Source organism: Candidatus Nitrotoga sp. M5 (assembly GCF_927904885.1).
Taxonomy (GTDB): domain Bacteria; phylum Pseudomonadota; class Gammaproteobacteria; order Burkholderiales; family Gallionellaceae; genus Nitrotoga.
This window is the reverse complement of sequence record NZ_CAKMNW010000087.1, coordinates 1-20488: the sequence shown is the minus strand read 5'-3', so window position 1 is coordinate 20488 and position 20488 is coordinate 1. Positions and strand designations below refer to the sequence as shown.

At 44.5% G+C, this 20488-nt stretch carries 20 protein-coding genes; 10 read left to right on the top strand and 10 right to left on the bottom strand.

Annotated features, from left to right (window positions below; genetic code table 11):
• Positions 1-12 precede the first annotated feature (12 nt).
• From xseA to rpmG, 3 genes are all read left to right on the top strand, one after another.
• Positions 13-1392 carry an exodeoxyribonuclease VII large subunit gene (xseA, locus tag MJ770_RS14975; RefSeq protein WP_239255995.1) on the top strand — a complete coding sequence of 460 codons (1380 nt, stop codon included), beginning with the start codon at positions 13-15 and terminating at the stop codon, positions 1390-1392.
• Positions 1393-1544: 152 nt separating this feature from the next.
• Positions 1545-1781 carry a 50S ribosomal protein L28 gene (rpmB, locus tag MJ770_RS14970; protein ID WP_239255994.1) on the top strand — a complete coding sequence of 79 codons (237 nt, stop codon included), beginning with the start codon at positions 1545-1547 and terminating at the stop codon, positions 1779-1781.
• A 12-nt stretch (positions 1782-1793) separates the two neighbouring features.
• Positions 1794-1949 carry a 50S ribosomal protein L33 gene (gene rpmG / locus MJ770_RS14965; RefSeq protein WP_239255993.1) on the top strand — a complete coding sequence of 52 codons (156 nt, stop codon included), beginning with the start codon at positions 1794-1796 and terminating at the stop codon, positions 1947-1949.
• Between the two features lie 251 nt (positions 1950-2200).
• On the opposite strand, the gene MJ770_RS14960 is transcribed toward rpmG, so the two are convergent.
• The 3 genes from MJ770_RS14960 to MJ770_RS14950 form a co-directional block, all read right to left on the bottom strand.
• On the bottom strand, positions 2201-3367 hold the full coding sequence (locus tag MJ770_RS14960) for a DesA family fatty acid desaturase (RefSeq protein WP_239255992.1): 1167 nt from the start codon (positions 3365-3367) through the stop codon (positions 2201-2203).
• Positions 3368-3432: 65 nt separating this feature from the next.
• Positions 3433-3783 (bottom strand): SpoIIAA family protein, encoded by a 351-nt coding sequence (locus MJ770_RS14955; RefSeq protein WP_239255991.1) that lies wholly within the window; start codon positions 3781-3783, stop codon positions 3433-3435.
• A 22-nt stretch (positions 3784-3805) separates the two neighbouring features.
• A complete protein-coding gene (locus MJ770_RS14950) occupies positions 3806-4654 on the bottom strand; it encodes a DMT family transporter (protein WP_239255990.1) in 849 nt (282 codons plus the stop codon).
• 33 nt (positions 4655-4687) lie between these two features.
• On the opposite strand from MJ770_RS14950, the gene MJ770_RS14945 reads away from it, so the two are divergent.
• The gene (locus tag MJ770_RS14945; RefSeq protein WP_239255989.1) at positions 4688-5035 is read left to right on the top strand and encodes a hypothetical protein; all 348 of its coding nucleotides are present in this window, start codon (positions 4688-4690) and stop codon (positions 5033-5035) included.
• Positions 5036-5416: 381 nt separating this feature from the next.
• Here the strand turns inward: MJ770_RS14945 and MJ770_RS14940 are convergent, their stop codons facing one another.
• The 3 genes from MJ770_RS14940 to MJ770_RS14930 form a co-directional block, all read right to left on the bottom strand.
• The gene (locus tag MJ770_RS14940) at positions 5417-6313 is read right to left on the bottom strand and encodes a recombination-associated protein RdgC (protein ID WP_239255988.1); all 897 of its coding nucleotides are present in this window, start codon (positions 6311-6313) and stop codon (positions 5417-5419) included.
• Between the two features lie 446 nt (positions 6314-6759).
• On the bottom strand, positions 6760-7221 hold the full coding sequence (locus MJ770_RS14935) for a hypothetical protein (RefSeq protein WP_239255987.1): 462 nt from the start codon (positions 7219-7221) through the stop codon (positions 6760-6762).
• Positions 7222-8171: 950 nt separating this feature from the next.
• Entirely contained in the window at positions 8172-9554 is a 1383-nt protein-coding gene (locus MJ770_RS14930) for an SLC13 family permease (RefSeq protein WP_239255986.1), read from the bottom strand.
• Positions 9555-10370: 816 nt separating this feature from the next.
• Between MJ770_RS14930 and gldC the strand changes: the two genes are divergently transcribed.
• Entirely contained in the window at positions 10371-10724 is a 354-nt protein-coding gene (gldC, locus tag MJ770_RS14925) for a gliding motility protein GldC (RefSeq protein WP_239255984.1), read from the top strand.
• 321 nt (positions 10725-11045) lie between these two features.
• Here gldC and MJ770_RS14920 read toward each other — a convergent pair whose 3' ends face one another.
• The 4 genes from MJ770_RS14920 to MJ770_RS14905 form a co-directional block, all read right to left on the bottom strand.
• Positions 11046-11450 (bottom strand): hypothetical protein, encoded by a 405-nt coding sequence (locus MJ770_RS14920; protein ID WP_239255982.1) that lies wholly within the window; start codon positions 11448-11450, stop codon positions 11046-11048.
• A 396-nt stretch (positions 11451-11846) separates the two neighbouring features.
• A complete protein-coding gene (gene mutM, locus MJ770_RS14915) occupies positions 11847-12662 on the bottom strand; it encodes a bifunctional DNA-formamidopyrimidine glycosylase/DNA-(apurinic or apyrimidinic site) lyase (RefSeq protein WP_239255980.1) in 816 nt (271 codons plus the stop codon).
• Positions 12663-13200: 538 nt separating this feature from the next.
• Positions 13201-13833: a response regulator gene (locus tag MJ770_RS14910; protein ID WP_239255978.1), complete on the bottom strand. Its 633-nt coding sequence runs from the start codon at positions 13831-13833 to the stop codon at positions 13201-13203.
• Positions 13834-13854: 21 nt separating this feature from the next.
• Positions 13855-15381 carry a hybrid sensor histidine kinase/response regulator gene (locus MJ770_RS14905; protein ID WP_239255976.1) on the bottom strand — a complete coding sequence of 509 codons (1527 nt, stop codon included), beginning with the start codon at positions 15379-15381 and terminating at the stop codon, positions 13855-13857.
• A 664-nt stretch (positions 15382-16045) separates the two neighbouring features.
• On the opposite strand from MJ770_RS14905, the gene flhD reads away from it, so the two are divergent.
• The 5 genes from flhD (at position 16046) to MJ770_RS14880 (ending at position 20175) form a co-directional block, all read left to right on the top strand.
• Complete coding sequence (gene flhD / locus MJ770_RS14900; RefSeq protein ID WP_239255974.1) at positions 16046-16366, top strand: flagellar transcriptional regulator FlhD; 321 nt, start codon at positions 16046-16048, stop codon at positions 16364-16366.
• Positions 16367-16393: 27 nt separating this feature from the next.
• Positions 16394-16951 carry a flagellar transcriptional regulator FlhC gene (gene flhC, locus MJ770_RS14895; protein WP_239255972.1) on the top strand — a complete coding sequence of 186 codons (558 nt, stop codon included), beginning with the start codon at positions 16394-16396 and terminating at the stop codon, positions 16949-16951.
• 191 nt (positions 16952-17142) lie between these two features.
• Positions 17143-17997, top strand: coding sequence for a flagellar motor stator protein MotA (motA, locus tag MJ770_RS14890; protein WP_239255970.1), 855 nt, complete (start codon positions 17143-17145; stop codon positions 17995-17997).
• A 30-nt stretch (positions 17998-18027) separates the two neighbouring features.
• Positions 18028-18939, top strand: a complete 912-nt coding sequence (gene motB / locus MJ770_RS14885; protein ID WP_239255968.1) for a flagellar motor protein MotB — start codon at positions 18028-18030, stop codon at positions 18937-18939.
• Between the two features lie 534 nt (positions 18940-19473).
• Positions 19474-20175 (top strand): hypothetical protein, encoded by a 702-nt coding sequence (locus MJ770_RS14880; protein ID WP_239255966.1) that lies wholly within the window; start codon positions 19474-19476, stop codon positions 20173-20175.
• The last annotated feature ends 313 nt before the right edge of the window (positions 20176-20488 follow it).

Sequence of the window (20488 nt, the reverse complement as noted above, 5' to 3'; positions counted from 1 at the left end):
AGATATGTCAACATGACTTTTAGTTTAATTGAAGACACAAAAAATCATATATTCAGTGTGCGAGAGCTCAACATGGCAGCTAAGCAGCTATTGGAAAATGGCTTGCCGCTGCTATGGGTGCGCGGTGAGATTTCCAATTTTGTCTGCGCTACTTCCAGGCATTGGTATTTTTCCCTGAAAGATGAGCAGACGCAGGTACGCTGCGTGATGTTCCGCCACAAAAGCCAGTACCTTGACTGGCTACCCAAAAATGGCATGCAAGTGGAAGTGTTGGCTCTGGCCACTTTGTATGAAGCTCGTGGCGAATTTCAATTAACGCTGGAACAGATGCGGCCAGCAGGACTAGGTGTCTTGTATGATGCGTTCGAGCGCCTCAAACGCAAATTAGAAGCTGAAGGGTTGTTCGATGCTGCACGAAAACGGCCGCTGCCGTTTTTCCCTGCGCAAATTGGCATCATCACCTCGCCACAGGCAGCAGCTTTACGCGATGTGTTGATTACCTTAGCTAAGCGTATGCCAAGTATATCTGTCGTGCTGTACCCCACACTGGTACAAGGGGAGGGAGCGGCGCAAAAAATCGCACAAGCCATTCAATTGGCTAATGAGCGCGCGGAGTGCGACGTGCTGATGTTATGTCGCGGTGGTGGCAGCATCGAAGATTTATGGGCGTTTAATGAAGAAATAGTAGTGCGTGCCATTTTCGCCAGCCGCATTTTGGTGGTCAGCGGCATTGGGCATGAAACTGATTTTACGATCGCTGATTTTGTCGTTGACCAGCGTGCTGCTACGCCCACTGCGGCAGCGCAACTGGTTGTGCCGGAGCGGCAAGAGTTGCTGCAACGCATGTTCCATTTTTCACAGCGATTAGCACGTGGTAAGCAGCGTCAATTCGAACGTGTAATGCAGCAGCTTGACTATCTGCAGCGTCGCCTGGTACATCCCGCACAACGAGTGCAACAACAAACTCAGCATCTAGACAATCTGCAGAGACGCTTGCAAAACGTGCTAGTCAATATATTAGAGCGCCAGCAATGGCATTACCAGTCGATGCAACGGCGTTTACGTGCAGTGCGTCCAAACATTGAGCAACTTGGCGCACTGCAGACGACCTTGGCTCGCGACCTGCTGGAAGTCATGCGGCACACACTGGAGCGTTACGATACGCGTTTAGACAGCCTGCAACAACATCTCGACCATCTCGACCCACAACAGGTTTTGGCACGCGGTTACAGCATGGTACGTGATGTGCATGGCGCAATTATTATGGACAGCACTGATTTGCCTGTAGGCGTGCGCCTCGACATCGCGTTTGCGCATAGTTGGGCGCATGTAGAATTACTAGAAAAGGGTGAGGGCTATATCAATACAAATAAGTGTGTGAACGAAAAATAAGGATGCTGAATTGTTATAACTTAGAGGATTAAGCATTGAAAAATTGAGCGTTGCTAAATTTCGCTCACTTAATACTATAACAGTAGGTTGATCAGTCAGGAGGTTATAGAGTAGAATCGCGCTTCTTTTGCAAACTAGTTGGAGAAATAGCTATGGCTCGCGTCTGTCAAGTAACGGGGAAACGCCCGATGGTGGGAAACAATGTATCTCACGCCAACAATAGAACAAAACGTCGTTTCCTGCCGAATTTGCAGCGTCGTCGCTTGTGGGTTGAAACTGAAAATCGCTGGGTATCCTTGCGCCTGACAAATGCCGGGTTGCGTACCATTGACAAGAATGGTATCGATGCGGTGTTGTCTGAAATGCGCGCACGCGGCGAAAACGTTTAAGGAGTAACGAAAATGCGTGAAAAAATCAAGCTTGAATCCAGCGCCGGTACTGGTCATTTTTATACGACGGACAAAAATAAGCGTACTACGCCGGAAAAGCTTGAGATCAAGAAATTTGATCCAGTAGTGCGCAAACACGTGATGTACAAGGAAATCAAGCTAAAGTAAGCTATTTTCTTTGTTCAAACGCATAAAAAATCCCGCCTAAGCGGGTTTTTTTATTTATATCTACACAAGAAGTAGAAGTATTCTACGAAATGATGAATCAAGCAATATCAACATTCTGGAAGCACTGTCAAGCGCATAGCATCGTTGTTCCTCACTTATGTGTGGGCTTCTTAGCACACCACACAGCACTTGAAACGCCTAGCACTGCGCCCCGCAAGCACCCGCAAAACGAAATATCGGCTATTTCATCCCTAAGCGTAACAACGCAATCGTTGGGAAAACTCCTGTAGCGCTGCTATTCCGCTGCTTTCGGCTCGACGACACCAGTCTTCCAATTGTTTTACTAGCTGCTCCTTTGTAGCCGTAGTGCTTTGCCAGATGGCGGCCAACTCTTGGCGCAGGGTATAGGTTGTCTGCAGGATACCGCAGGCTTCAATCACCTCACTTAGTTTTGTTTTTTGTTGTTCAGTCAAAACACTTTCATCCAAATGCAGCCATTGTTTAACCTTCACCGCGTCAATTTTATCTAAAGCTTGTAGTTTGAGCTGAACTATTTCTGTCGAGTAGGTTTTTTTCAGTAACTGGGCATACCTAGCTGCAACTTCGTAGCGGTTGGCGATAACGGCCTGCAGGGTCTCCATGTCACAAGAAGTCTTAGCTTGGTTCAAGCGTACTCGCGGTGCGCGTTTCTTGACTTGTGCTAAACCGAATGTTTCTAAGACGCGGATATAAAACCAACCGATGTCGATTTCATACCACTTGTTAGAAAGCTTGGCGGATGAGGCATAAGCATGGTGGTTGTTATGCAGCTCTTCACCACCGATGAAGATACCCCACGGCGCGATATTAGTGGAAGCGTCCTCTGTCTGGAAGTTGCGATAACCCCAGTAGTGCCCAATGCCGTTGACAATACCGGCGGCATTAATAGGTATCCAGGCCATTTGCACAGCCCAAATGGTTAGGCCAAGTGGGCCAAACAACAATACGTTGATAATCAGCATCAGCGTGATGCCGAGCTCGCTGCGCTTGCTATAAAGATTGTTTTCCAGCCAGTCGTTCGGTGTGCAATGGCCGTACCTGTCCAATGTTGCCTGATTCTCGGCTTCTTTACGGTAGAGAGCAGCGCCTTCTAATAACACTTTCTTGATACCCAGAATAACTGGGCTATGTGGATCTTCTTCTGACTCACATTTAGCATGATGTTTGCGGTGGATGGCGACCCATTCTTTTGTGACAATAGCGGTGGTTAGCCACAACCAAAAACGGAAAAAATGACTGGGAATTGTATGCAGATCCAGTGCGCGATGTGCCTGGTGGCGGTGCAAATAAATTGTAACAGATGCGATAGTAATATGGGTTAAGGTCAGTGCTACAACGATATAGCCCCACCATGGCAAATCAATAAAACCTGAAAGCATTCATTATCTCCTGAAACATCGTCTATTAAAGTATAGACTGTTATTTTAACATAATTAAAAGATTGTCAATCTGTAGCTGCCCATATTTTTGCCTGTTCATAATCGGTAAAGACGCGTATATCAGCATCCACGAACATGCGTGATAGCCAAGCTTGCCATGTAATCCACTGATCGTCAGTAATAACTGCAATTTTGCTGAAGTCATGCAGATGTTCGAGGTTGAAAAATTTTATTTCCTCCCATGCCACATCCACCGTGTAGTCGATCATGTCACGTAGGTCGAATAACAGATTGACAGTGCCGGATGATTTCAACATGTAAAGCGCATGTTCCTCGAATTGCTTGAAATCGGCCAAGGTGAATTCGCCCAGTACAGCAATGTTGAGCAAAGTGGGAGTTTGTTCTATTGTGATCATATTTAAGTCTCTTCTATATTAGTTATGCGCCGCCGTGCTTAGGTGCCAGTTTCAAGCTTAACACACCGCCCGCAATGATGAGCCCCATGCCTATCCATCCCATCAGAGGCAATGTTTCGCCCCATAGAATCATGCCGAATATACTGGCGAATATCACAGTGCTGTAGGACAAGCTACCTGCCACTAGCGTTTTCCCGGTGTGATAGGCGCGGGTCATGGCTAGTTGTGCTAGCGTGGCAGTGCTGCCAAGTCCAATCAAGATAAACAAACCAGGTACAGTGATCGGGTGAATGGTTCCGAGCAACATGCCGACACCGCTGCTAATAGCGGCAATAAGACTGAAATAGAACACTACACGCCATCCCGGCTCCCCACTTAATCCAAGCTGTTTGACATTGAGGTAGGCAATGCCAGCCAAAAGGCCAGAAATTAGCCCAACAAGACCGGGTATGAGTTGATCTTGGGCCAACGTGGGATGTAGTAGCAATATTACGCCACAAAACCCCAGCAGTATGGCACCGGTGATAGCCGGACGAAAATGATCCTTGAAGACCAGCATCGTCAGGATAGAGAGATAAAGTGGTGCAGTGTAATTTAGCGTTACTGCGGTGGCTAGCGGCAACACGGTGATGCAGTAAAAATATAGCATCAGCGCAATGGTGCCAGAAATACCGCGCCATAAGTGCTGCTTCAAGTGGTGGGTCGATAGCGATAATCCTCGCTGGCGGATGACAGCGTAAATCATCAGCAACCCAAGTAAAGAGCGATAAAATACCAACTCGATATGAGAAAAATATTCTGCGCCAAGTTTGACAAACACCCCCATGCAGCCGAAAAGAAACCCGGCAACCAGCATCCATAGTGCGCCCATTTCTACAGATTATATAAGCGGGGGGTTAAAAAAATGCAAATCCCGCGCAAGAAGGAGCATGGCTGCTTTAGTAACCTGAAGTCTCGCCCGCACGGGTATGACAATGCGCGGGATTTACTAGTGGCGATTAAAATGACCATTCTCCTAACCATGAATCAAACTGGCACCGCAGAAATTCAAAAAATTACAGCAAGCCGTCCTCAGCTGGAAACTAATCGGCCCAGCATCCTCGATACCATGCTGGCCAAGCAACCTACATCTCTGATGCCTTGTCAGGTATGGGCCTCATCCTCAACTGTGGTTACGCTGCAGGCTGCCTTTCCGCTTCAACAAAATCGCGCTCAAATATCACGATGTCTTCAGAATAGTCAAACCCCATAATATTAGCGCAGGCGGAATGGCAGTATTGACCACTATTATATTGAGGCACCACTCCACCATAATGTGGGACGAAACCATTATCGCAGAGAAACATTCCCCATTAATTTAATTTTTAAAGCCAGAACTCATCCTCCCACCGGCTTTCGCACCGCCGATTTAAATCAAATAGGTCAAACTACCTAATTCACAATAAGTTTACAATCATCTTCTACTTCATTCGTCAATTCGGTAGCCTTGCATAGAAGTGAGCCACACTACAAGCCAGAAAATTATTTTTGCCTGGGGCACGCATTCCATTGCCAGCTTGAACAGTGGGCATAACGCATGCGAAGCAGTTTTAATATTTTGCAATTAAAGATCATAGACTATCTTTTCCGAGAGCTATCCAATGTGCTCCTCACCGCCAAGCGTAACTATGAGATCAGCCAACAAACTCGGTAGCTCACCAGCCATAATGGCAAAGTCGGCGTCAAATACATCGTCTGTGTCACTTGCATCAATTTGTTCTTTGACAAAATCAAGTGGAACAATTCGTTTAAGTTGCATGTTTTCATTCAAAGTAAATGAAATTTTGTCTCTCCATGTCATGGCTAGCCTGGTCGCTTTTTTGCCCTCTTTAACGTGCTTGATAATTTCCACTGAATCGAGAGAGTGGCGTACATAACGCACGGTCGCTTTTTCATCGCCCGTGCCGCAGAGTTCACAGTCGCGGTCAATAGTAAATGATGCTGGCACTTCATCTCCCGCAAGCCACTCGGTCATGACTGAAGCTGGTGACTTTTTGGTTTTAATCAATGCGAGTGAGCACCCCTCAATTGATTTATGCAACAACTCGATCAACTCCTCTGCCTTTACTGCACTGGAAGTATCGATGACAAACCAACCTTGCACTGGATCAATCCATGCATAGGTCTTACGACGGAGTGCGAATGCACGTGGCAAAAGCTCGTCAGTAACAAGCTCCTTGATTTCCTTCATTTGCTTGCGGCCCGGCTTGTACCCTTGCTGCTCTTCAATTTCAGCAGCACGCAATTTAGCAAATTGGTTAATCACGGAAATGGGGAGCAATTTTTTTTCCACACCCAGAGCGATTAACATTTGCTGCCCCAGAGTATGCACAAAAGGCTCATCTTCGGCTTTGGGAGAAACCCAGCCACGGCTTTGCATTTCCATACTGAGACAGTTACGTAATGTATGCTTTGACAGTGCTGTTTCAAGCTCAGCAGGTGAGATATTCCAGTTGGTGATGCGATATATCTGAAGGTTCTTAAACCACATATTTAGCACTCAAATTTCTAATTATACTAAATAAATACCATTCACATTTAAACGCCATGATGATTTAATGAATTAAAAACATAACCACTCACCGGCTGAAATGGCAACAGGTGATGCGACAAAATCAATCTTACTCGTTATAACACACTCTTCCAAAATGATTTTTTAATTGATGTTCAAATAAGAGGTCGCAACCTATAAAAAATACAAAGGAGCTCAACTCAAGTGGGATGTGAAAGTACGTAGTAACGGTGTGCAACATGACCAAAATTGCCTATGTAGGGCATTTGGCAAAAGTATTAGCGCCAAAGAAACCAAAAACATTATCATGTCATGAATATTGTTACTCCAGTAAGCATTATGTTTACGCATAAACAACAAGGCCAGCATTTCTGCTGGCCTTGTTGTTTAACTTTACGTCAACATCTGACGCCTGTTATCAAGAATTACCTTGCAGTATAACCAGTAGAGTAACCACTCTGCTCCCTTGCTTCGCCACCGGTTTCCGGCAACCCTGTCATGTTCCAATAATAAGGAGATTCAACTTTTGGATTTACTTTATTAGGCTTTGGGTAGTAGGGACTAATTCCACCGTATACTTGTCTTACGCCATCTGCCAAGGCTAGATCTGTGCCGCAATTCATGCATTGAACACTAACACCATTCGCTGTCTCGCCTACTTTTGAGCTATGTAGATCTTCAGCCATATTATAGGGAAGACGAACACCATCAGGACCGACTTTAATATTTTGTGTCTGACCAGTTATCGTTGCGCCTTTGGTATATGCTTCCGATACCGCTATGACATGAGAATGTCCACCTTTACCGCCAGGGTTATAAGCTTGCGCCGCTGAAACGCCAAGTGCAAAACAGGATACGATAGCTAGATTAATAACAGTTTTTTTCATTACAAGCTCCTTAATATCAAATATTACGAGGATAGTTTAGTGGGGGTGAAATGTGCCTCACTCCTACAAGCTTTTATTGCGACTGCGTAAAGTGTGCAAACAATCATGATGGAAGTAAATCTTTATACAAGCTCACCATAGTACCAAACAGTATTTATCGAAATTTATTTCAATATCCACATAATTCATTGATACCAAAATTAAGATTCACCGGCAACAGAAAAAAACATACGTATAAAGTATTCTCCTGATAAATCCCTATTCCATTTCAAATTAGATGCATAACTTATTATTACAATTACAATACCCATGTGATCGAGTTACATTGACCATATGGATATGTACATTCAGCAACTTACAAACGGACTTTTAAAATACCTCCGTCTACAAATACTGCTGCATACAATTTACCACATCACAAACGATCAACTTTTTGGAAGTCCCCAGCAAGTGTCTTTTAAATCCTGAAAAGACAACAATCGTAAACTTTTATCCCGCCAGTTTCACGCACCTCACCTTTACTTACATATATCGATGAGAGCCACATAATAGGACGACTACTACAAAAAGTAAATAAGCAATTCGTTTAAGCCTCATAAAGGCGGATTTAAATTCGAAGCTTAAAAGTCAGCAGTTGCTTGGTGCAGCGTAACTCCACCCCGAAGAACAGCTCATGCGGGGCTCTAAAGCCGAGTATTTTCGAGCTCGATAGTTGTCCGCTATACCGCCTCTTACAAATGTGTCCGGCGGTGACTAGCAGCTCCCTGCCTTAGGGAAGCACACCTCAATAGCCCGTTTCTGTTCTTGCTCTGTGGCGGTTCGCATAAAGGTCAGAATTTGCCTCGGCAGAATATGAAGCTTTTAAAACTGGCACTGTATTTGTATGTGGTGTAAAGACACAAACAAACAGTCATCATATGTCGGTGCCCATAGCAAGACTTCAGGGGGGGTCAGGAGGTCAGGGTAAAGTAACACACCGTGGTAATTACTAGCGCTCCAATAAGATTGAGCGCTAGCCCTTCTCGCGCCATTTGCTGAATGCTGACTTTGCCAGTACCAAAAATGATGGAGTTGGGGGCAGTCGCAACCGGCAACATAAAAGCGCAACTGGCACTGATTGCTGCAGGAACCATTAATACAGCAGGTTCGATATCGGCAGCGATTGCTGTGGCAGCCAGAATCGGCATGAGTAACGTTGTTGTCGCGGTGTTGCTGGTAGCTTCAGTAAGAAAGGTTATCAAAAGGCAAATAACGCCGATCATCAAATAAGGGTGTACATCTGATAGTCCGGTAAGGGATTGTCCCAATTGACCGCTTAGCCCCGAAACCACGAATCCTTTAGCTAAACAAATCCCTCCTCCAAACAGCAGCAGCACTCCCCATGGAATTTTGACTGCAGTTTCCCAGTTCAGCAACCGTTCACCTCGGCCATTGGGCACCAAAAACATAACTACAACCGCAATTAACGCTACAGACGCATCATTCGCCTGCGGCAAATCAAACCATTTACTCCAGCCACCAAACGGCTCAGAGCGTGTAATCCACGCAAGCGCCGTCAACGCGAACAATCCCAATACTCTTTTTTCCTCACTCCGCCAATTCCCAGGCTCAGGTAATACAAGCGCTTTTCTGTGGGTCAAATTGCGGGTCAACCAAAATCCCATAATCGGCAGGAACAGCACTACGATCGGCAAGGACCAGCCCATCCACTGTGTAAACCCAATCTCAGCATCCACATTCTCAGCATAAACCTGCATAAAGATAAGATTGGGAGGAGTGCCGATTGGGGTGCCTATTCCCCCCAGGCTGGCGGCATAAGCCATCCCTAATAGCAGTGGCACCGCTAATCGCTTGTCCTCGGAGCGCTCCAGCACAGCCAGGGCAACAGGCAAGAGCATCAAGGTGGTTGCTGTATTAGATATCCACATGCTCAAGCATGCGGATGCAAACATAAAGCCAAATACGACCCTTCTGCTACTGCTCGCCCCGGTAAGCCGCACAAGACATAATGCAACCCGCCGATGCGCACCGCTAGACGACATCGCCATGGAGAGCATAAACCCGCCCAGCAATAACAGGATTAGTGGACTACCATAGGCTTCTCCTACCTGCTTTGGCGAAAGAACGCCAACCAGCGGTAAAATCGATAGCGGTAGCAATGAAGTAACCGGAATCGGAATCGGCTCAAATATCCACCAAACGATACAAACTACCGCAACCGCTGCGCACCAGCTAGCACCTGAATCTACGCCTTGATGACCCAGCAGAAAAAATATCAGCGCACCTAGCATTGGGCCTGCAAAAAATGCGGCCCGAGCAAGCTTCTTTCCCATGAAAATATTACCTGTTCGTAAAACTCGACAGTTGATTAAATTCCGACTACCGGAAACGTCAGTCAGTTTAATAGCTAAACTAGAAATCTTCTAATGCGTCAGCAAGACTGATAGTGGGCGTTTCTCAAAAACCGTCACTCCAGCGTAGACGGGAATTAATCACTTTTAAATTGCTGGTAAACAGCTTTATTTTTTATTTAAAGTCTACGCGGGAGTGACTTGCATTTTAATTTATAGAAGTACCCTAGCATCCTGTCGGACTTAAATTAAATTAGCTGAAAATTTAGCCGAGCGTTGACAATTTCGCAGCTTATTTTGTTCCATAACATTTACTTACTATGCAAAGTTGTCAAGTGGAGTTTCCGAGCATTTCGCCGCAAGGAGAAATGCTCGCAAAATTTACCCTCACTCTGCTAAATTCTCGCTGCGAATCTTTAAAGCCGACAGGCTGCTAGAATGTACGTTTCTAAGACAATCTATTCTTACGTACAGATATAATGCATTAATGCGAATCACTACATTAATTATCAGGATAATGTAATGCGCTCCCTGAATTTCCCTATCTTTGAAAGAAATTTAAGAGCGCTTACAAGATCGGAATGCTGCCATCATTGTGGCTTTTGCGACGGGCAGTTATCCATACCGGAAAATCGCCGAGTAATTCAGGGTACATTTCACAACGGACAGAATAGTTGTTCAGCAAAGGAGGAGAAAAATAAGCGCTTCATAGCTAACAGCCTGACCAGCCCCCTTTTATTTTTTAATGGTCTGAAAACGCCTCACTGACTTTAGACGATATCTTGAAATCAATACCAAATGAAAAAATCTGAAATTAAATTTACTGTTACCCGCGATGACAAAAAGGTACCCGAAAAAATCGATTGGAGCGCATCTGATACCCAGAAACAAACTGCCGCAGTTAATGCCGTAATGATTGCTCTTTGGGACGGCGAGGAGAGAAATACTTTACGTATTGATTTGTGGACCAAAAGCATGATGAAAGAAGATATGAAGAAGTTTTATCATCAAAGTCTTTTATTTATGGCAGATAATTTTGAACGTGCGACCGGAGATGTTGAAGCCTCACAAGCGATGCGAAATTTTGCTCAAATGCTAGGCGAAAAAATGAATCTGGTTATGGAAAATAAATTTACTGCTCTAAAAGAATAATTAAAGCAATCAAAATTGCCGCACATGTCTCATGTTGTTTTTGGCAAACCCATACACCAGTGGATTACTACTAACATTTGTTCCGCAAGGAAGGACAGATTTGGACTGTCGCCAGTATACATTCTGGTTTTTTATTCAGGAAGTACAGGGGGAAAATACTATTAATACATTGATATAACTGCATCGTCAAATTATTAAAAATAAAATTTAAGTATCAATAAAGTAGGCGTTAATGTCTGTTATTTTAGGTTTACAGAATTAGGTAGCAAGCAAATCTTCGTATTCTGTTTGAAATAAATCCCCTCATATAATGCCCACTTTTCACTTTAATACCACCACAAATATTAAGGCAGATAGGGTAATGCCCAGTACAAAACACACATAAATAAGTATCTTGGTTCGAACTCGAAAAATTTCGATCGCATGAACTACGCGTGCATTTTGTTCGGCAAGTGATTTGATTAATTCGGCTGATGAGTTTTGTTCAGAATTCAGTTTAGCTATCTGCGCCTGAAGATGACGAACGCGACTGTCCAAGTTTGCAAGTCCTTCAGCATCAAATGAAGTAACCGCTGGCGAACCGTCAGCGACAGGCTGGCTGTTTGTGTCAGCCCTTACCGCAGTAAAAAGGCGCTTTGCGCCTTTAACCACTCCCGGTGTGGCTTCTATCACATCCTTCCATGGCACATACTTCAGCGCGCTAATCCAACCTATCGCCAAAATCATTCCTCCTGTTTTTATATATTAAATGACACTATCAACCATACCACCAGTTCTGGAGCTGCCAAACTTAAGATACTCCGGTGCAGATAATTTTTCCAATGTTTATTAGAGTATCGCAATATGCTATTGACCAACAAATTCAAAAACCGTTTCATACAATTTGCTCTCCCTCGATAATTCGAAGGTGGAATTTCGACATGAGCACGCATTCTGTCTAGAAGCACTAGCCGTGGCCACCTATATTTCTTGGTGTTATATCTAGAGCCAGCAGTCATTAGCCTCGCGCTAATGTTGAGCCCAGCAATAGAATTTCGGTACGCTATTGCCAAAAATAGCTCAAAACTTAAAAGTCTTGCTTAAAAATTTGGGCGACAACGGAGTGGTGAAGCAATGCAGTGATCATTTCTGGCATTTCGGGCAATAAAAACTTGATCGTTGTCCTTGTCGAAGCTGCTTGATGGTTGAGTCGCATGCACGACAAGCTTTGGCCGCACGACCATATACCCAATAATGCTGCTGGAAATAACCTGGATTGCCATTACTGTCAACGAAGTCACGCAGACTGCTGCCGCCTAACTCAATAGCGTCTGTCAATGTTGCCTGTATTGTTTTTACCAACCGGATGCACCGCGCTCGACTAAGTTTTGAGGCGGGTAGTTGCGGGCGGATTCCGGCGTGGAATAGTGCTTCATTGGCGTAGATGTTGCCGACGCCTACGACTAAATGATGATCCATGATGATCAGCTTGATTGCGGCATGGCGTTTGCGTATAGCACGATAAAGATAGTCGGCATTAAAGGCACTCTCTAGCGGTTCTACTCCAAGCTTTAATAACAGCGGATGCTGTGTGGGATCACCTTCATGCCATAGCACCGCGCCAAAACGTCGCGGGTCACGTAGCCGCATTAGCATTCCGTTTGCCAGCTTTAAATCGAAGTGATCGTGCTTTTCTGCTGCTATGTTCGCGGACAAAATACGCAAGCTACCGGACATGCCAAGGTGGAGGATAAGCGTGCCGCTATCGCATTTGATTAACAAATATTTAGCTCGACGACGCAGCGTGTGAATTACCTGATTATGCAAGATGGTGGCCAATTGCATGGGAATGGCCCAGCGCAGATGAGATGTGCGAATGACTATGTCCGTGATGGATTGCCCGACCAGCTGCGGCTCAAGCCCGCGCAGGGTGGTTTCGACCTCTGGTAGCTCAGGCATAATAATTTTTATTGTTTATTGTCATAATCATAAGTACGCATGATTTAGTATGAATCAATCAATTATTAAAAATATACGTATATCTTTTGTTGGCAAGACTTCGACTAAATAACGCAACGGATGGTAGCAAATCAGTCACGAATTTAGACTAAAAGTGATGGTTTTAATAATTTTGCATATTCCTTTTGATAAGGAAGGCATTGCGCTTGTCACCTGATGTGTTGTCAGATCTTCCAACATCTGCTTTTACGTCTGCCACTACAACATCAAGATGCAAAACCTTTTTATTCAGATATTTCGAAAGGCACCCCTGCACACAGCGGCTAAGCGTATGAAGGGGTAATGCTCTATCAGTTGCGCAAACACGGATTTGCCTGAATTCATGAAGGGAAACCTTGTGGATAAAATCTCAGCGCCCCAGAAAATTCACGTTCATGTCGGTGACACCCCTAGGCATATTATTCAACATCAATATGTTATTAGCCGTTTTGGAAAAATCGCCAGACATTTCTTATTTTTGATAAATGTGAAAACGATATCATTCGATCAAGTGATTCTTGATTGCATAACGAACCGCTTCGGCATTGTTCTTCAGTTTCATTTTTTCCAATAATCGTGCACGGTAAACGCTGATGGTTTTAGCACTAAGCGACAGAGTCTCCGCCATTTCGCTTAAACTCTTGCCGGATGCCATCAGGCACAGCGTCTGGTATTCGCGGTTGGATAGAGTTTGGTGCAGCAATTCCTGATATCCTTGTGACAGGCCATTGGCTAGCTCTTCTGCCAGTTCGTTACTAATGTATTTCTTGCCGCTGGCGACCTGACGTATGGCGGTAACCAGTTGTGTCGGGGCACTTTGTTTGCTGAGATACCCGGCCGCCCCAGCCTTCATGGAACGCAATGCGTATTGATTTTCCTCATGCATGCTTAACATTAGCACCGGCAATTGCGGCTTATTGAGCTTGAGTTGTTTGAGCACGTCAATGCCATGTTTATCAGGCATACTGATATCTAATAATACCAAATCGTAAATATTTTCTTGCGCCATCTTGATGGCTTGCATGCCATTTTCGGCTTCTCCTGTTACGCGTATATCCTCGGTATCATTGAGGATCTGCTTCATACCTTTGCGGATCAGTGCGTGATCATCCACTACTAATATATTAATCATGGCTGCTTTTAACAGTGTTCATCACAACAGTTTTTGCTGTGGTTGCGGTAAAAAAAAGCCGCCAACGGTTGTCGATTCAGAATGATGTGGGATGCATGCCTTAATTGTAGTTCCTGAGTCCGGCGTACCTTTGATATGAACATAGCCGCCGAAATAGGCGACTCGTTCCTTAATACCGCGCAGGCCAAAGGACCTTGGTTTGATGCGGTCGGACTCGGTAAAGCCAAGACCATTGTCACTCACGATCATTTCTACGCAAGAGTCTTGATTATATAGATCTATTTTTACTAGGCCAGCTTGCGCGTGTTTCATGATATTGGTAAGCGATTCTTGAAGAATGCGGAACAGCGCGATGGCGATATCCGGATTTAAAGTGATATCTTCATCCGGGTGGTTGAATACACAAGAAATGCCAGTACGCTGTTCAAACTCATCCACTTCAATTTCCATCGCTGCGATGATTCCGAAGCAGTCCAGTGTGCTCGGACGCAGGGAATGAGAGATATCATGGGCGGCGGCTGTACACTTGTCAACCAAGCTTTCAACATCCTTGATTTTTGCAATCAGCTCAGGTGCTGCTCTGGTCAGGCGGCCACCCAGCCAAGCGATATTGAGCTTAATGGCGGTAAGAGTACTTCCTAGGTCGTCATGTACTTCACGAGCAATGTTAAGGCGCTCCTGTTCGCGTACAAGCTGGACGTGAGAGGAGAGCTCTCGCAATTGTTCCTGCGAATGTTTTATTTCGATTTCCGCCTGCTTGCTTTGGCTGATGTTGGACATAATACCTTCCCACTGAATTTCACCATTCGATGTTTTTCGAGGGCTACAGCGTAAATTGATCCATTTAATTTCGCCTACTGGCAATATCACGATACGACCTTCCCAGTTCCAGAAGGAAAGATTGTTTGCTGAGGCTCGCATGGTTTGCTCATAGGAGATGCGGTCATCTGGGTGCAGCATCTGCATAAATAAGTGAGGATTATTTTTTAAATTCTGCGGATTTAAGTCAAGAAGCGCTTTGCAGCCGTCACTGATATACGGAAAGGAAATGTCGCCGTCATGTTTGAGTAGTACTTGATAAGCCATACCTGGCAGGTTGGTAATGAAGGCTTGCAGACGTGCTTGATTTTCTTGCAAAGCGATTTGCGCTTGACGGTGCTCGCGGCGAATGCGCGCCTCGCGCAAATTATGCTCTATTGAAGGAGCGAGTCTATTTAAGCTCCCCTTAAAAATGTAATCATTTGCACCGGATTGCATGGTGTGAATGATGGTTTCTTCATGTAAGTGATATGAAAGAAATAGAAAAGGAATATTCACTTCTTTCGATTGCATTAGCTTGAGCGCGTCAAGCCCACAGAATCCGGATTCATCATAGCTGCATAGCACCACGTCCCAGTCATTTTCAATCAAAGCTGCTTGCATGTCGGACTTATTATCGACTAGTAGATGTTCAACTTTATAGCCGCTCTGTTCCAGTTTAGCGAGTGTTCGCTGTGCATCCTCGAAAGAGGTTTCCACTAATAAGACACGAAGTTTGTTGACAGTCATAGTTCTCTTTGTTACTTCATAACGTTAAGACTAAATCGCAATAATACAGGAACTCATCACCATTCGGTTAAACCGCGAATAGATTCAGTTGTTTGTAGTCATTGCACTGCACTGATTGCCATTCAAGTCGGAGATACCAATCGTATCTCTATAATTCTTCGGCAGCCAAAACTCTCATTGATTCGCCCTGTTGCTTTAGGCTGACGAAATGGATAATTCATATATTGCAATGGGCTGAGCTATAAGGCACACCAAGTTAAATATATTTTAAAAAATAATTAAAGTTTCGCCAGTGTCTGTCGATAACAAAAATATAAGCTTGATTATGTCCCCTTACAGATTCAAGTGAACGATGACAATACATATATTTCAATGGGCTAAGCAATTAAGCACACCAAGTTAAATATATTTTAAATAAAATTAAAGTTTCGCCAGTGTTTGTCGATAATTAAGAATGCAAGCTTGAATTTGCCCCCCCTTGCAGATTTAAGTTAAGCATGGACTCTCCGCTTGCAACCTGATACGGGTAAGCGGGGGTTGTCTGCCCCTGTAGGAAATTTTCTTACAAAGAGATCAGAAGTCTTCTGATTTTTTTCTGTTCGTTCGTGAAGCAATATTCAACCGTCGAAAAAGACAGTGTTGTTAACTTGCAAGGGGACGAATCATGAATACAGATCAACTTCATCAAGAAATTAAAGAAGCCAATCTTTCTTATATGCTGCTCGCGCGGCAAATGATTCAGGACGACAAGGCGGCAGCCATTTTTCGTCTTGGAATTAGCCAAGAAATGGCTGAGCTCATCGCTGGGTTAAGCTCAGCACAATTACTCAAAATGGCGGCGTCCAATATGTTGTTATGTCGCTTTCGCTTTGATGAAAAACTTCTACTCAACATGATCACCGATTACAACAAGAGCCGGTTGATGTCGCAGGCGCATGCCACAATCCTGATGGCTGGGCAACCTGCAGAAGCTTTAGCTGCTTGATTTAAAAAATACTGGCGAGAGGTTGTCATGCGAAACAAGAGTGTAGTCACTGAAGCTTACCAAATCCAGATTGCCATGGATTTAATCAAGCTAGGAGCACGTTTGCAATTGCTGCAGGAAGAAACCGCTTTAAGTCGAGAACGATTACTTAAACTGTACAAGGAAGTAAAGGGGGTTTCGCCGTCCAAAGGTATGTTGCCCTACTCAACCGATTGGTTTATGAGCTGGTCGCCAAACATCCATTCCTCCCTGTTTATGGACATTCATCAGTATCTATTGAAGCATACAAGCTTAACGGGCATCGAAGTACTAATTAAAAGTTATTGTTTGTATCTTGAGCAAATCAATGCTAGTGGAGATGAACCGATACTGAGTGTTACACGTGCATGGTTTCTAGTGCGGTTCTTTGATGCAGAGATGCTGCAACTGACAGGCTGCACCGAATGTGGTGGGCAATTCATTGCACATGTTAATGGGCTGTATACAGGCTATGTGTGTGGCATCTGTCGCCCACCCTCTCGTGCCGGAAAAACAAAAAAGAATGCCGTAACATCAAATTTATTGGAATTAAGCGTGGCGAATTAAAGTTTAATTTTAGGATGCCGATACCACACCAAAAGCTATGTGGAATAACTATGATGATGTTTACGCTATTCGGTTGTGCGCATGCACAAAATAATGTTGATTTGTTCAGCTTCTTTCCGACGTTTTTCCAGAAGCAGACGCTACCCTGCCACATAAAGATCGCAATGAGCGCAAGTCAAGGGAGCTAAGCCATGCTGGTAATTGTCGGGTATGTAGTAGTTATACTTTCAGTGTTCGGTGGCTTTGTATTGGCAGGCGGTCACTTGCTGGCCTTGTTTCAGCCAGTTGAGTTATTAATGATAGGAGGTGCTGGAACGGGTGCTTTTTTAGTAGGTAATAGTAGCAAATCAATTAAGGCCACTATGAAAGCATTGCCCAGTATATTTAAGGGTGCTAAATATACTAAAGATCACTACATGGAGTTAATGGCATTACTCTATGAGTTGCTTGGAAAAATTCGCAAGGAAGGATTAATGGCCATTGAAAACGACATAGAGAATGCAGAGGAGAGCCCTCTCTTTGCCAAGTACCCTAAAATAATGGCGGATCACCATATAATTGAATTTATAGCAGATTATCTACGAATCATGTTGAGCGGCAACCTTAATGCGATGGAAATCGAGAATTTGATGGATGTAGAAATTGAAACCCACCACCATGAGGAAATGGTGCCGTCGCATGTGCTCGCCAAGCTTGGTGACGGCTTGCCAGCGTTCGGTATAGTTGCGGCGGTTATGGGGGTCGTACATACCATGGGGTCTGTTGGGATACCACCCGCCGAGCTGGGCGTGCTTATTGGTGCGGCACTGGTCGGCACCTTTTTGGGCATTCTGTTAGCTTATGGTTTCATCAGCCCCTTGGCGTCTTTGCTCGAACAAAAAGCGGAAGAGTCGAGCAAAATGTTCCAGACAGTCAAAGTTACAATGCTAGCCAATCTGAATGGCTACGCCCCTGCTATGGCAGTAGAGTTTGGTCGCAAAGTACTCAATACTACCGAACGACCCAGTTTCATCGAACTAGAAGAGCATGTCAAACAAAAGCGCTAATTAAAAAGTTTGCATTGAGAAAGCTGCGTCATGGCAAGCGATGATAAAAAACTCATAGTAGTTAAGCGTATTAAGAAGGTTGCTGGCGGGCATCATGGCGGCGCATGGAAAATTGCCTATGCCGATTTCGTTACTGCAATGATGGCCTTTTTTCTGTTGATGTGGTTGTTGGGTTCAACTACTCAAGGTGATTTGCAAGGTATAGCTGATTATTTCAATACTCCGCTCAAGGTTTCACTATTGGGCGGATCAGGTAGCGGCGATAGCTCCAGCGTAATTAAGGGCGGGGGTACAGACCTGACGCGTAGCACTGGCCAAGTAAAGCAGGGGGAACTCCCGACTGAAGAGAGGACAATCAATCTGAAGGCGGCAGTTGAAGAAGCCTTGCGTATTGAAAGACTCAAAGAACTGGACACTCTCAAGAAGTTGAAATCTAGCTTGGAAAAGGCGATCGACGCTGACGCCAAACTGCAACAATTCAAGAAGCAAATTCTGCTTGACATTACCACTGAAGGCCTACGCATCCAAATTGTGGATGAGGAAAATCGTCCCATGTTTAGAAGCGGGAGTGCAAGACTCGAATCCTATGCCATAAAAATTCTACGCGAAATTGGCAAAATGCTGAATCAAGTACCTAACAAGGTGAGCTTATCGGGACATACAGATGCTAGGCCATATCCTTTTGGAGAAATGGGCTACAGCAATTGGGATCTGTCAGCCGACCGTGCGAATGCCTCGCGTCGGGAGTTGATTGCGGGCGGAATGGATGAGGGAAAAATGGTACGAGTGGTGGGATTGTCTTCAGCAGTGCTGTTCGATAAGAAAGATCCGCTCAATCCGATCAACCGTCGCATCAACATTATTGTGATGAACAAAGTGACAGAAGAGTCTGTGCGCACTGATGGAGGTACAGTTGAAGTGGAAAGTAGACAGCCTGCCTAATAATTTGAAAATGTCCTGTCCCGTGTGATCAGATTTGCGCTCGTAGCTAGTCACTGTTTAGAACCAGTCAGCTAATTCGAAGCAATATTGAGTTATGACCGCGTCATAATCTCATGAGTCAAGTAAATAATTGTAATCACTGTGCTGGTGGGATTACTGATTTTGTATGCGCGAGCCATACAGTTGCGGTTTAGTGTTGTGGGGCAAAGAGTAGGTATAACAACAAAAATATCGACGCTGTTAGTGCCACATTCTCTGTTAACCGAAACTCGGTTGACTAGTGGCTCACAAGTTCAAACCATATTGTTGAAGTCAACGAGGAGAATTATATAACGAAGGCTGTGGTTGGCCTCGCGTTGAAAGTGTAGAGTTTCTTTACACTTCATACATCGCAACATTTAACTTTTTGAAAAAAAAAAATCAATTTTTTTTGGCATATTTTTTGCTTTAAACAGTCTGAACAGGTATGTGTGAGCCTATTCAGTATGTGCTGGGCAAGCAATGAATTATGTTATGACTATAGGGAAGTATTCGATGAAAAACCTCCATTCGGTTATCAGGCAAAGTATGACAGCATTTATAATAGTGCTGCTGGGTGGATCGGTGATCCCTCAGGTTAATGCCTTGACACTAACGCATACTGTAGATGCAACAGACAACTTGTATTATTCTGATTGGGGGCATTGGTTTACTCAACAACGCGATGGCGCCTTAGCGGCATATGCTACCGGTTCCACAGCTGCGTCTGCTGTTGCTGATGCCAGCTCCACCTACAATTTTGTCTCTTGGGATTATCTGGACATAGTGGTTACTGGAAGTGTGACCGATGCCGGTACTCACACGACCGGAGCTGATGGCTGTCCAAACCGATCGGATCCATGCGGGTTTGGCGATGGTAAGTTTCGCTATCAAGACGTTTATAGTGTGATTGGTCTATGGAGCAGCTCTGCCGATAGTATGACTCCCATCCTGTTTAATAGCATTTATAAGGATTGGCGTGATGCTGTATTTCTTGTTGGCAGCAATGCCCGTATTGCAGTGCCTAAAATAAACAATGCATATCTTTTCCTGGCAGATAATGATGGCAACTTTTCTGATAATGCAGGTTTCTATTCTGTATCTATAAATACAGGTTTCTATGCAGCAGCTATAACAACCCCTGTTTCCGAGCCTGCTTTCGGTCTGCTGATGCTTGCATCATTGCTTGGTTTGTACGCGATCAGACGGCGGCGTTAAGCGCTGACGCTTCCGAGATCGAATTAAATGTTGCCACGCTTTCTTTTCTACTCAGTTTTGAATGTAGTGGAATAACTTTCTCAAAGACCCAATCGCAAGGTTAAAGATCTCAACATCTACCCGCTTTAAGCTAAATTTTCACTACGGTTCTTTCAGCCCGACAGGCTCCTAGCCACTTAAAAGTAAATAGTCGACACTGAATTATTAGATTCTGTCGTTAAGATCAGGCTACGTAAGCAGCCTGAGATCTAATCTGTATTACGCCTCCGTACTTGATGCGTTGCCATAGCGAGATAATGATGTTTTTTGTGCA

Excerpts from the sequence above, each read along its gene's own strand:
- MJ770_RS14880 (WP_239255966.1), top strand. The coding sequence starts at position 19,474 with ATGAAAAACCTCCATTCGGTTATCAGGCAAAGTATGACAGCATTTATA.
- MJ770_RS14960 (WP_239255992.1), bottom strand. The coding sequence starts at position 3,367 with ATGCTTTCAGGTTTTATTGATTTGCCATGGTGGGGCTATATCGTTGTA.
- MJ770_RS14905 (WP_239255976.1), bottom strand. The coding sequence starts at position 15,381 with ATGACTGTCAACAAACTTCGTGTCTTATTAGTGGAAACCTCTTTCGAG.
- flhD (WP_239255974.1), top strand. The coding sequence starts at position 16,046 with ATGAATACAGATCAACTTCATCAAGAAATTAAAGAAGCCAATCTTTCT.
- MJ770_RS14950 (WP_239255990.1), bottom strand. The coding sequence starts at position 4,654 with ATGGGCGCACTATGGATGCTGGTTGCCGGGTTTCTTTTCGGCTGCATG.
- mutM (WP_239255980.1), bottom strand. The coding sequence starts at position 12,662 with ATGCCTGAGCTACCAGAGGTCGAAACCACCCTGCGCGGGCTTGAGCCG.
- MJ770_RS14945 (WP_239255989.1), top strand. The coding sequence starts at position 4,688 with ATGCAAATCCCGCGCAAGAAGGAGCATGGCTGCTTTAGTAACCTGAAG.
- flhC (WP_239255972.1), top strand. The coding sequence starts at position 16,394 with ATGCGAAACAAGAGTGTAGTCACTGAAGCTTACCAAATCCAGATTGCC.
- MJ770_RS14940 (WP_239255988.1), bottom strand. The coding sequence starts at position 6,313 with ATGTGGTTTAAGAACCTTCAGATATATCGCATCACCAACTGGAATATC.
- motA (WP_239255970.1), top strand. The coding sequence starts at position 17,143 with ATGCTGGTAATTGTCGGGTATGTAGTAGTTATACTTTCAGTGTTCGGT.
- MJ770_RS14910 (WP_239255978.1), bottom strand. The coding sequence starts at position 13,833 with ATGATTAATATATTAGTAGTGGATGATCACGCACTGATCCGCAAAGGT.
- xseA (WP_239255995.1), top strand. The coding sequence starts at position 13 with ATGACTTTTAGTTTAATTGAAGACACAAAAAATCATATATTCAGTGTG.
- rpmB (WP_239255994.1), top strand. The coding sequence starts at position 1,545 with ATGGCTCGCGTCTGTCAAGTAACGGGGAAACGCCCGATGGTGGGAAAC.
- MJ770_RS14935 (WP_239255987.1), bottom strand. The coding sequence starts at position 7,221 with ATGAAAAAAACTGTTATTAATCTAGCTATCGTATCCTGTTTTGCACTT.
- rpmG (WP_239255993.1), top strand. The coding sequence starts at position 1,794 with ATGCGTGAAAAAATCAAGCTTGAATCCAGCGCCGGTACTGGTCATTTT.
- gldC (WP_239255984.1), top strand. The coding sequence starts at position 10,371 with ATGAAAAAATCTGAAATTAAATTTACTGTTACCCGCGATGACAAAAAG.
- MJ770_RS14930 (WP_239255986.1), bottom strand. The coding sequence starts at position 9,554 with ATGGGAAAGAAGCTTGCTCGGGCCGCATTTTTTGCAGGCCCAATGCTA.
- motB (WP_239255968.1), top strand. The coding sequence starts at position 18,028 with ATGGCAAGCGATGATAAAAAACTCATAGTAGTTAAGCGTATTAAGAAG.
- MJ770_RS14955 (WP_239255991.1), bottom strand. The coding sequence starts at position 3,783 with ATGATCACAATAGAACAAACTCCCACTTTGCTCAACATTGCTGTACTG.
- MJ770_RS14920 (WP_239255982.1), bottom strand. The coding sequence starts at position 11,450 with ATGATTTTGGCGATAGGTTGGATTAGCGCGCTGAAGTATGTGCCATGG.